At 60.1% G+C, this 11,214-nt stretch carries 10 protein-coding genes; 2 read left to right on the top strand and 8 right to left on the bottom strand.

Going from position 1 to position 11,214, the window contains the following annotated elements:
- Positions 1-110: 110 nt before the first annotated feature.
- The 6 genes from BMY67_RS12525 to BMY67_RS12500 all read right to left on the bottom strand — a co-directional run bounded on the left by BMY67_RS12525 (position 111) and on the right by BMY67_RS12500 (position 7,152).
- Entirely contained in the window at positions 111-1,154 is a 1,044-nt protein-coding gene (locus tag BMY67_RS12525; protein WP_245745037.1) for a hypothetical protein, read from the bottom strand.
- Positions 1,155-1,392: 238 nt separating this feature from the next.
- On the bottom strand, positions 1,393-3,540 hold the full coding sequence (locus BMY67_RS12520) for a carboxy terminal-processing peptidase (protein ID WP_092772069.1): 2,148 nt from the start codon (positions 3,538-3,540) through the stop codon (positions 1,393-1,395).
- Between the two features lie 312 nt (positions 3,541-3,852).
- A complete protein-coding gene (locus BMY67_RS12515; RefSeq protein WP_317040341.1) occupies positions 3,853-4,548 on the bottom strand; it encodes a hypothetical protein in 696 nt (231 codons plus the stop codon).
- A 190-nt stretch (positions 4,549-4,738) separates the two neighbouring features.
- Positions 4,739-5,119 (bottom strand): hypothetical protein, encoded by a 381-nt coding sequence (locus BMY67_RS12510; RefSeq protein ID WP_092772067.1) that lies wholly within the window; start codon positions 5,117-5,119, stop codon positions 4,739-4,741.
- A 109-nt stretch (positions 5,120-5,228) separates the two neighbouring features.
- Positions 5,229-6,416 carry a proline dehydrogenase family protein gene (locus BMY67_RS12505; protein ID WP_092772893.1) on the bottom strand — a complete coding sequence of 396 codons (1,188 nt, stop codon included), beginning with the start codon at positions 6,414-6,416 and terminating at the stop codon, positions 5,229-5,231.
- Between the two features lie 250 nt (positions 6,417-6,666).
- Positions 6,667-7,152 carry a hypothetical protein gene (locus tag BMY67_RS12500; RefSeq protein WP_143069815.1) on the bottom strand — a complete coding sequence of 162 codons (486 nt, stop codon included), beginning with the start codon at positions 7,150-7,152 and terminating at the stop codon, positions 6,667-6,669.
- Between the two features lie 96 nt (positions 7,153-7,248).
- Here BMY67_RS12500 and aroB point away from each other — a divergent pair, with 96 nt between their 5' ends.
- Entirely contained in the window at positions 7,249-8,295 is a 1,047-nt protein-coding gene (aroB, locus tag BMY67_RS12495; RefSeq protein ID WP_092772062.1) for a 3-dehydroquinate synthase, read from the top strand.
- 135 nt (positions 8,296-8,430) lie between these two features.
- Entirely contained in the window at positions 8,431-9,627 is a 1,197-nt protein-coding gene (locus BMY67_RS12490; protein WP_245745036.1) for a 3-phosphoshikimate 1-carboxyvinyltransferase, read from the top strand.
- Between the two features lie 128 nt (positions 9,628-9,755).
- On the opposite strand, the gene BMY67_RS12485 is transcribed toward BMY67_RS12490, so the two are convergent.
- Together BMY67_RS12485 and BMY67_RS19785 are read right to left on the bottom strand one after the other, a co-directional pair.
- Complete coding sequence (locus BMY67_RS12485) at positions 9,756-10,517, bottom strand: helical backbone metal receptor (protein WP_092772891.1); 762 nt, start codon at positions 10,515-10,517, stop codon at positions 9,756-9,758.
- A gap of 121 nt (positions 10,518-10,638) precedes the next feature.
- Positions 10,639-11,184 carry a hypothetical protein gene (locus BMY67_RS19785; RefSeq protein ID WP_092772057.1) on the bottom strand — a complete coding sequence of 182 codons (546 nt, stop codon included), beginning with the start codon at positions 11,182-11,184 and terminating at the stop codon, positions 10,639-10,641.
- Between the last annotated feature and the right edge of the window lie 30 nt (positions 11,185-11,214).

Genomic DNA, 11,214 nt, shown 5'->3' with positions numbered 1-11,214 from the left:
CCCACAGGGCCGGCGCTTTGGTGTATATGGAGTAGGACAAGTGCAACGGAATAAGGACTATCAGGCAAGCTAATAGCTATCAGCCAGTGGTTAATACCTCCCGACAAAAGCTACGCGGCCATGCGCAGCACCGGAGTTTCGTCGGTATCGGTGAGTTGCGGAGCTACCCGCGTGCGCAGGCGCTCCTCTACGAACGAGTTCTGCAAATGGCGGGGCAGCTCGGCTACCAGCTGCTCGTAGCGCTCCAGCCCCATGGCCTTGGCCACGTAGGTTTCGTGGATGCCGTTAAGGTAGCTGACAATGTTGAGCAGCGAGTCGTGGAACAGGCTGAAGTCGATGTCGGCTTCCACGAAACGGTCAATCTCGCGGCTGGTCTGCGAGATGCGCAGGCGGCCCAGCAGGTCGAAGAGCGTGGTGTAGCCCAGCCGCCAGGTAATCTGCTGCCAGTGCGCGGGCGTCCATTTGTCGAGCACCTTGCCGGTTTTCTGGCTGCGCAGGGCCGTGTTGGGGTTGGCCTGTACCTGCTGGCGCGTAGCCTTGGCCTTGATGGTGCGGGTGGTACGCAGGAACTGCCCGATCTGAGCTTGAGCGTCGATTTCCTTGCCCGCAATCTGCAAGCCCGCCTTGTAGCCGGCCAGCGGCAACCGGTGGATGCTGAAGTCGCCGTAGGCGCCGGCGGCGTAGAACGAGATGGGGCGCGGGTAAGCATTACGCACTACCAGCCGGCCCACTTCGCGCCGTACCAGCGCCGGGTTGCTGCTGCGCACGCCGGTGGTGTACAGAAACGCCTGGAGCCCGGCCGTGATGGTGTGGTAGGCCTGCGGAAACGTCCAGTGCAGGGCGTTGCGCAGGTAGTCCTCGTCGCCCAGCTCGGCCGTAGCCCGCAACGCGTACTCGGTACTCCAGGAGGCGTGCAGCAGCTTGGTTACGGCCTGCACGTCGGTTTCGGTCAGCTCGGCCTGGTGGGCGCGGAAGTAGGGGAGGTGGCGCAGGCCACCCTGCGCGTCGTCGGCCTGCTGGATGTGGTAGTTGATGGCGAAGAAGTAGTTGAGAAACACCTGGGCCGGAATCGATTTGCGCCAGGTTTCCTCGGCTTGTTTCTGCTCCTCCGTGATGAGGGGGATAATCGGAGTTTCCATGTCTGTCGTCGTCATGATTAGTAAACCGTTTAGCAAAGATATAAGTTCTAATTTGCTAAAAATATTGGGTAATATATTTAGTGTATAATCATGTTGAATATCAGTGTTTTAACATGAAAAATAAATGCTGATGATGACTGTGTTTGCATGGTCGATTACTAAGAATACGCAGAGTAGCAGTGCAAATGCAAAAAAGCCTCCCGGACCTTGGTCCGGGAGGCTTTCACAGCGGCTTTTAAATGGCCTTTCTGCTTTACATTTCGTCGTGCAGTACGGCTACAGCTTCGCGCAGCGTAATGTCCTTGGTCAGCGGCTTCACGAAGCGCGAGGCCCGATTCACCTTGATCGTATCGGCACCAATCTGGCGCAGATCGAACGCCAGGGGCGTAATGGCCATGGGCTGGGCCGCGTTCTGGATGGCCTCGTACTTATCCGCTTCTGCCTTGGCCTGCTGCTGCTCGGCCCGGTAGCTGGCCAGCTGCAACGATACCTTGGTGTCGTCCTTACGCTTGACCATGCGCTGTACCATATCGGAGAGCTGCTTGAAGCTGGCGTTGCTGTTCACGCGGGCCAGGCTGGCCTGCCGCAGCTTGTCGATGGGCGGGTTACCGGCCCATACCCGGTAGCGGGCGGGCGTAATCTCGTCCCACTTCAGGGCGTACTCCTGGCTCTTTTCGCCCTGATCGAGGTAGCTGTAAGCATCGGGCAGGATGATGTCGGGTACAACGCCCTTGAACTGCGTTGAGCCGCCGTTGATGCGGTAGAACTTCTGAATGGTGAGCTTGAGCGAGCCGAAGGGCTTGATGCTGTTGAACTCGGCCGGCAGCGCGTCGTCCAGATCAATAATACGCTGCACCGTGCCCTTGCCATAAGTGCTGGCCGAACCCATAATCACGCCGCGCTTGTAGTCCTGGATGGCGGCGGCCAGAATCTCGGAAGCCGAGGCGCTGTACTTGTTCACCAGCACAATCAGCGGACCGCTGTACTGCACGCGCGGGTCACGGTCGTTGAGGATGGTGGCGGCACCCTGGCCGCCGCGCACCTGTACAATCGGGCCGCTGTCGATGAACAGGCCAGCCATTTCCACCGCGTCCTGGAGCGAGCCGCCGCCGTTGAAGCGCAGATCGAGCACAATGCCCTTCACGTTTTCAGCCTTCAGCTTTTCCAGCTCCTTCTTCACATCGGCGGCCGAGCTGCGGCCCCCATTGTCGTTGAAGTCGGCGTAGAAGTTAGGCAGCTTGATATAGCCCAGCTTGTTGCCATTGTCGTTGATGGTGGCCGACTGCGCGTAGGTTTCCTCAATCACTACCACATCGCGGATGATGGGAATGATTTTGGTGCTGTTGTCGGGCTTGCGCACCGTCAGGCGCACCTCCGTGTTCTTGCGGCCCCGGATAAGGGTAATGGCTTTGTCCAGGCGCCAGCCTTCTACCGATACCGGCTCCTCGGAACCCTGCGCCACCCGCAGAATAATGTCGCCGGCCTTCAGCTCGCCCTGCCGGTACGAGGCCGAGCCCGGCACAATGTCGTTAACCTTGATGTTGCCATCCTTCTCCTGCAACGTGGCGCCAATGCCCTCGAAGCGGCCGGTCATGGCAATGTCGAAGTCGTCTTTCTGGCGCGGGGCGAAGTACTCGGTGTGCGGGTCGTAGGTGTTGGCAATTACGTTGGCGTACATGGCCAGGCGGTCGGTTGCCTCCGTCTGCTCCAGATCATGGAAGTAGTCATCGAAGTACTTGAGCACCCGCTTACGGGCCTCGGCTTCCATTTGCTCGGCCGTTAGCACCGGGCTCGATACCGTAGCTTCCGAGGGCTTGGCGTTGGTGGAGGCCAGGGGCTTGTCCTTCTTTTTGGCCTGCTCGTCCATTATCTCCGAGAGGCGTACCATGGTCTGGTATTTCAGGAACTTGCGCCACTCCTCGCGCTGCGCGGCCGGAGTCGAGGCGAAAGTGATTTTATCGGCCTCGGTCTCGAACGTTTCAGGCGCCGTAAAATCGAAGGGCTTGGCCAGGATGTCCCGGTAGATGCCCTGCACATCCTTCACGCGCTGGGCCATGAGCTTGGTGCCCAGGTCCAGGTACTCGTGGGTGCCGCGGATAATCTGGTTGTCGATGTCGTTCTGGTACTGGCGCAGTTGCTGCACATCGGTGGCCAGCAGAAACTTTTTGCTGCCGTCGAGGCGCTTCAGGTAGAGGTCGAACACGCGCTTGGAAAAAGCGTCGTCGAGCCGTTCGGGCTGGTAGTGCGCCTGCGACAGGCCCTGCACCATTGCCTTGATCAGCACCTCGTCTTTCTGGAGCGGCTGCGTGTCGTTGCGCCGGTAGAGCTTGTAGGAAGCCAGCACGAAGACGGCCAGCAGGACCGAAACGTACAGGCCTATTTTAATGCGGGGAGCAGGCATGGGTCAGGAGAAGATGAAATGAAAAACGAGCAGATGAGGCCACCAACGGCCGCTGGCCAAAAAGGCCGGTTCAATCAGGTAACGTACCGGGCAGGGAAATAAGTGCCTGATGCTAACCGCCGGCTGTTCTTATTAAAGCGTCCGGACTCAGCGGTCCGGGCACGTTTGCCGGTGGTGAATATAGCAGGTGAGCAAATAGAAGCCCAAAACTGGCTTAAAGTTAATTTTTTGGCGGGTGGCTCACAAAAAAAGGTTCTTCCCTTAACAGGAAGAACCTTTTTGTTTACTTAGTTACGCCAGGGGCGTAGATGCTTAGTAGCGACGTACTTTATCGCCGTTGTGACGACGGAACTCCTCTTCGAAGTAACGGGCATCTTCTTCGTTGCGAGGACGTACGCCCATCACAATGTTGCCGTTCTTCACGTCGGTTTCGTACTCGGCAGCGTGCTCCTCGGGAATGCCCGAGCCTACCAGGGCACCTACCAGGCCACCCGTCAGGCCACCAGCACCGGCACCAGCCAGAGCAGCCGCAATAGGACCGGCAATTACGAGGCCCAGGCCGGGCAGAGCTACCGAAGTACCGATGGCAGCAATGGCACCGATAATGGCACCAGCCGTACCACCAATGGCCGAACCTACACCGGCACCTTCCATGGCCTTATCGCCAAGTTCGGTATCAACCGTGCTGTCGCCGAAGTGCTGCTTACGGGCATCTTCCGACATTACGAGGTTCACATCATCCTTATGGTAGCCACGCGAGGCCAGCGACTGGTAAGCACGCTCGGCGCTGTCACGGTCGCGGAACGAGCCAGCAGTGTAGCTGTTGCCCGAGCCATACGTTTCGTTGCTGCCAGTTACGGCACGAGCGGCATCGCCGGCGGCATTCTGGGTGGCATCAATGCCAGCACCTACGGCAGCACCTACCGAGCCGGCAGCAGCAGCACCCTTCTGGGTAGCACTGAAATCGTGATTAGGATTGTTGTCGCGGTTCATCGAATCGTTGTTCATGGGAAGGGAGAATTAAGATGGGAATGGAAATAAAACAGTGATTTCCGTGCTCCAATGGAAAGGAAGAGAGTAACGGAGGTTTCGAGGCTCTTAACGCAGCCCCCAAAACGAGGTTGCGCCAAAATGATGTACGCAACCTTTCTGCTCTCCCCAAAATCCCATCTCAGGCCCCTATAAGCCGCTTTTTGACTTAACTCTTCGGCTTCGCAAATTTTTCAAAATTGGCATCATCCTGCCAAAAAGCACGGCATTCCTGGCGTAGGTTCTTCAGGAAGTCCTCGTCCTGCTTGAGGGTGCGCCACTCGCCCATGCCCAGCCGCTCGCACATTTTAAAGAAGTTGTCGCCCTGCCCCTTCGAGCCCTTCACCTTCACCAGGCAGCTGAGAATCGGCCGGCCGGCCTGAAACTCGTGCTCCGAAATTTCGGTCAGGATTTCGTTGAGCCGGGCCTTTTCGTGCGTGATTTCCAGGTTCAGGCCCAACTCGGCTTCCTGAATCAGGTTCAGGTAGCTGGTGGTGCCAATCTGGTTGCGGGAAAAGCGGATGAGGTGAGAGCGTACTCGGCCAATCATGGGCGGGAGAAGAGGGGAGTGAATAAATGCGGCCCCGTAAAAGGGCAAAAGGCCTACCGGTGCCAAAACTATGCCGTTTAGCTCCGGTAGGCCTGAGTGCGTTGGGTTACTAGAGCTTGCGGCGGCTCATCTCCTTCTGAATCAGGCGAAACTCGCGGCTGGTCTGGCCCGCAATGGCCGTGTTTTCGTCGGCGCGGCGCAACAGGTAGGGCATCACGGCCTCCACGGGGCCGTAGGGTACGTATTTGGCCGTGTTGTAGCCCGCGTTGGCCAGGTTATAGCTCAGGTTGTCGCTCATGCCATACAGCTGGGCAAACCACACCCGCGGGTCGTTGGGACGCAGGCCGGCCTGCTGGATCAGCTGGGTGAGCAGCAGCGAGCTGGCTTCGTTGTGAGTGCCGGCGCACACGCTGATATGGTCGATGTGGTCGATGCAATACCTGAGCGCCTCGTCATATAACGCATCGGTGGCCTGCTTGCTGGGGTTGATGGGCGTGGGGCGGCTCTGGGCCGAGGCGGTGCGGGCCTCCTTCTCCATGTAGGCCCCGCGCACCAGCTTGGCTCCGATGTGGTAGTGGCCGGCGGCCGCCTCGGCGGCGGACGCTTCGAGGGCCTCCAGCCGGTCGTGGCGGTAGAGCTGGTAGGTGTTCCAGACGATGGCCGACTCGTGGTTGTAGCGCCGCATCATCTGGTAAGCCAGCTGGTCGATGGTATCCTGGAACCAGCTTTCCTCGGCGTCGATGAACACGCGCACTCCGTACTGATGGGCCCGGGCGCAGATGGCATTCACCCGGAGCACAGTTTTATCGTAGCTGGCCTGCTCGGCCGCGCTCAGCGTTTTGCCGGCCTGTATTTTTTCCAGAATAGCTGCCTCACCTACGCCGGTTACTTTGAACACCGAGAAGGGGATGTGCTTGGAGCGGTGGGCCAGATCGAGCGTGGCCAGAATTTCGGTGGTTGTGGCATCGAAGCTTTTGTCGCTGCCCTCACCTTCTACCGAGTAATCGAGGATGGTGCCAATGTCGTAGCGGCCCAGCTCCTCAATTACGGGCAGGCACTCCTGAATGGTTTCGCCCCCGCAGAACTGCTCGAATATGGAGTTCTTGATGAGAAACTTCGTGCCGGGTACATGCCACTTAAGGGCCGTTTTCATGATTCCGCTGCCGGTTTTTACCAGCGTGGGGTTGTTCATCGAGGCAAACAGGGCGTACATTTTCCGTAGCTCGCCATTGGAGCGGGAGGCGAATGCAACGGCCGTGTCGTCGAAGGAAATGGGGGGAGCCTGGAGTTGAGACATAGGAAGCAGCGGGTAGTAGCGGCCGGGCAAAACGGACGCGTAGCAATAAGAATAAGTAAAGATAAGCCGACAACCTAGTTTCTCCGCATCGGGCCGGCGCATAACCCGGCCCGGCCGCAGCTGCGGGCCAGAACCGTCCCGTGGCGCACCAAAAAAGGGCTTCACCCTGAATGGTGAAGCCCTTTTGAGCAAGCCTGCCGGCAGCAAGCGCCGTAGCAGGAGTGAAGAAAGCACAAATAGCAGCCCGATATCAGCGGATAAGCTGCACCGATGACGTTATAACGGGCAAATCGGTGCGCTGGAAGCGGTGCGTGGCCGGCTGGCTGGCAACATCCTGCAGCTGCAGCTGGTTGCCGGTTAAGGAGTACGTCTGCCGGCGCTGGTAGCCGTGGTAGATAATGGTATAGCGTTTTGGCCCCCACAGGCCCGAGCCATCGCGACTTACCTTGAAGTTGGCGGCACTCACCAGCACTTCATCTTGGTAGAAGCGCGCCCGGCCCCGGCGGTCGAAGTGAATGCTCATGCGGTGGCCGGTATTGGCCGGCGTGAGGGTGGCGTGCTGCTCGGTGGTTGTCTGGGTCCACTCCCAGTTGCCTACCAGTTCTGCCGCAACGGCTGGTTGCAGCGGTTCACGACTGCAGGAGGCCAGCAACCCACCGCCGGTCAGCAGCAACAACCAACAGATAAAGCGCGCCAGCGAGGGTATGGAAAAATGGGACGTAAGTTGCGGGCGCATGAGAAAATGCGGATGAATTAATTTTGTATCGAAATAAGCATTATTTGTTTGGATTAATGCTTTGTTTTTGAAATAAATGAGAAAAATCATATAAATATGGATCAGACCGTACATATCGGAGCAATTGCGCTACCCCGGCTGGCTGAACTGCTGCATACCCCGGCCGTGAGCCAAGTGGTAGTATTGGCCGACGAGAACACCGTCCGCCAGTGCCTGCCGCTGCTCCAGCCGCAGTTGCCGGCCGGTTACCGGCTCGTGGAAATGCCCGCCGGTGAGGAGTACAAGACGCTCGAAACCTGCCAGCTGCTGTGGGCCGAACTAACTGAACTGCGCGCCGACCGCTACGCCGTGGTGGTGAACTTGGGCGGCGGAGTAGTGACCGACCTGGGCGGCTTCGCGGCGGCCGTGTACAAGCGTGGCGTACGCTTCGTGCAGGTACCGACTACGCTGCTGGCCCAGGTAGATGCCAGCGTGGGCGGCAAAACCGGGGTCGACTTTATGGGCTTCAAAAACCAGCTGGGCGTGTTTCAGGCCGCTGCTGCCGTCTTCATCGAGCCACGCTTTCTGCGCACGCTCGACCCCCGCCAGCTCAAATCGGGCTACGCCGAGGTGGTAAAGCACTGGCTGATTGCCGACGCCGACGCCTTCGAGCGCAACCGCTACGTGGGCATTATGGTGGATGACTGGACGCCGGTTATTGAGGAGTCGGTGGCGCTCAAGCAGCGCATCGTGGAGCAGGACCCGCTGGAAACCGGGCTGCGCAAGCTGCTCAATTTCGGCCATACCGTGGGCCACGCACTGGAAAGCTACCTGTTGCAGCAGCCGGGCCGCGAGATTCTGCACGGCGAGGCGGTGGCGGCCGGCATGGTGTGCGAGGCTTGGCTCAGCCATCATAAGGGCCGGCTGAGCGCGGCCGAGCTGGACAAAATCGAAACCTTCCTGTTCTCTATTTTTGAAAAGGTGCAGTTTGTGCTGCTCGAAACCGAGGCCATTGCCGACTATGCCCGCCAGGACAAGAAAAACGCCGGCAGCACCATCAACTGCACGCTGCTCGAAGCCATTGGCCGGGGCGTGTACGACCAGCCCGTAACGCTGGCCGAAATTGCCGATTCGCTGCGCTACTACCACCGCCTGCCGGGCTAGGGCCGCAACAGCCGGCTGGCGCACTTTTTATCTGAACCGAAGGCGGAGTGCTGCTCCAGCCTGCAACTTTCTACTGCTATCAGCTCCTTCCTCACGCTTACCTGGCCGGGCGGCCCGCTTCGGGGCCCGGCCCAGGTGCCGGCTTCTAAAAGTGAAAGCAACCGTGCCCTCATTATTCAGGCGCTGGCCGGCGGCGGTCAGCTCCACAACCTCTCCGACGCCAACGACACCCAGCTAATGCAGCGGCTGCTACAGGACCCCGCCGCCCCGGAGTTTGATGCCGAAGACGCCGGCACCGTGATGCGCTTCCTGACGGCCTACCTGGCCATGACGGGCCGGCAGACGGAGCTGACGGGCACGGCCCGCATGCAGGAGCGGCCCATTGCCGTGCTCGTGGATGCCCTACGTGAACTGGGCGCCCGCCTCGAATACATAGGTCGGGAAGGCTACCCGCCCCTGCGCCTGCTGGGCCGCACGCCCCAGCCCGCCACCGCCGAAGAAACCGAACCGCTGGAACTGACCGTGCGCGGCGACATCAGCAGCCAGTACATTTCGGCTTTGCTGATGATTGCGCCCACGCTGCCGGCCGGCCTGCGCATCTGGCTCACGGGCAAAGTGGGCTCGCGGCCTTATATCCGGATGACGCAGGCACTCATGCAGCACTTCGGGGCCGTGTGCCGCGACCTGGGCAAGGTGCTGGAGGTACGCCCCCAGGCTTACCAGCCCACCGATTACACCGTGGAGGGCGACTGGTCGGCGGCCAGCTACTGGTACGCGCTGTTGGCGCTGGCCCCCGAGGGCTCGTACCTGACGCTGCCCACATTGCGCCGCTATTCCTGGCAGGGCGACCAGGCCATTGCGGGCATTATGGCCTGGCTGGGCGTGCACACTGAGTTTCTGGCCGATGAAACCCTGCGCCTCACCAAAGCCGCCCCCGCCGCCCGCCTCACCCAGGACTTCACCGACTGCCCCGACCTGGCGCAGACCGTGGCCGTAGTAGCCGCGGCCCTGGGCGTACCGGCCACCCTCACCGGTCTCGAAAGCCTGCGCATCAAGGAAACTGACCGTATAGCCGCCCTACAAGCCGAGCTAGCCAAATTCGGCGCCGCCCTGACCGACGCGGGCGAAGGACGGTTTGAGGTAACGGCCGAAAAATTCCGGGTAGCCGGCCAAACGGTAGCCACCTACCACGACCACCGCATGGCCATGGCCTTCGCGCCCTTGGCGTTGCTGGGCGAAATCCGCATCGAGGCCCCGCAGGTAGTGCGCAAGTCCTACCCACAGTTCTGGCAGGAGCTGAAAAAGGTGGGGTTTCTGGCTGAAGAAAGTTGATGTGGCACAGACTTCAGTCCGTAACCTGCTGTTGGCCTGAACGGCACTGTTCAGATGCCGGAAGATACGGACTGAAGTCCGGACTACAGCCTGTTACAGCCGCACGTCAAAAATCAGCGAAATCACGATTAATCAGCGGAAATCAGTGATTGAAGGTAGGGGGGCGATAGCCGGAGCCGGCTGCCGTACCAGCTGAACAACTCGCCATCGACAATGCGGACGCGAGCCGAGGGGCAGAGCTGCTGAAACTCGGCCAGGTGCTTTTCGGCGAAGGGGTAGGGTTCGGAGGACAGTAGAATCTGCCGGGGCGCGGCGGCTTGCAGCTGCTCGGGACTGATTTCGGGGTAGCGGCTCAGGTGTCCGAACACGTTGCGGAAGCCGGCGCGGGCCAGCATCTCGTCGATAAACGTGCCCGTGGCCGCCACCATGTAGGGCTTGCGCCAGATGAAGTAGGCGGCCGGAATCAGTTCCAAAGCAGGGGCCAGCGCGGCAAACGAAGCGGCAATGTCGGCGGCCAGGGCATCGCCGGCTTCCTTGCGGCCCGTGAGCAGGCCCACGCGCCGGATCATCTCAAGCGACTCGGGCAGGGTCGTAATGTCGCTCATCCAGACCGGATAGCGCGCCGCCAACTGCTCGATGCCCTCCTGGTAGTTTTCCTCCTTGTTGCCGATAACGAGGTCGGGCCGCAACGCGTCGATCTTCGCGAAATCGAAGTTCTTAGTGCCGCCAACTACCGTGGCCGACTGCCGGGCTTCGGCCGGATGCACGCAGAACTTGGTCAGGCCCACCACCCGCGCACCCAGCCCCAAATCAAACAGCAGCTCGGTTTGTGAGGGAACCAGCGACACAATGCGCCGGGGCGGAAACGGCACGGCTACCTGCCGGCCCATCTGGTCGGTTACGGTAAGGGGCGGGAAAACGGGCGGCAGTTGCAAAGCGGCAGGAGAGTAGGGCGGCAAGTTACATCTTCATTCTGCCCGCAGAGCCTCTCGAAACAAATATTCGGGGTTGTTAAGCGCGTTGTGCAGGTACCTGATGCCAGCTGGCGCGCTGGAACAGCCAAGCCGAAACCAGCCACAGCAGCGCAAATACTGCGCTGGCTATCCACTCCTGGGACTTTACCGGCATGTGCCAAACGAGTAGCGCCAGCATCGGTACGAGCAGTTGCGCCAGCGCCGTGGCCGTCAGGGCATAAGCCAGGCCCCGCGGCTTAAAATGCCCCGCAAAAGCCCCCACCAAACCACTCACCGGAACCGCCCCGCACAGCAGGTTGGCCGGGTTCGGACCGCTCCCGATAAAGCCCACGGCGAGGTTCACCCAAATCAGAAGCAGGCCGGTAAGCACAGCGCCAACGGCCGCCAGCCGGTACACCAGCGGGCTCGGCCGACTGGCCACCAGCTCCAGCACGAATCCGGTGCCAAAAAGCAAGGCGCCCATAATGACAAAATCGGACAGGGTCCAGTTGACTTCCCGGGTGAATTGCATGGCTACCAGGGGTATCAGCAACAGGGCACCGGTTACGAGGGAAACCCGGGTGAGGCTCTTGGTCAGGGGCATGGCATCAGGATTTACGAGTAGCAGTTATTT

The organism is Hymenobacter actinosclerus (genome assembly GCF_900111515.1).
In the GTDB taxonomy this organism is placed as follows: domain Bacteria; phylum Bacteroidota; class Bacteroidia; order Cytophagales; family Hymenobacteraceae; genus Hymenobacter; species Hymenobacter actinosclerus.
The sequence above is the reverse complement of the archived record's forward strand: the minus strand, read 5'-3'. Positions and strand labels throughout refer to the sequence as shown.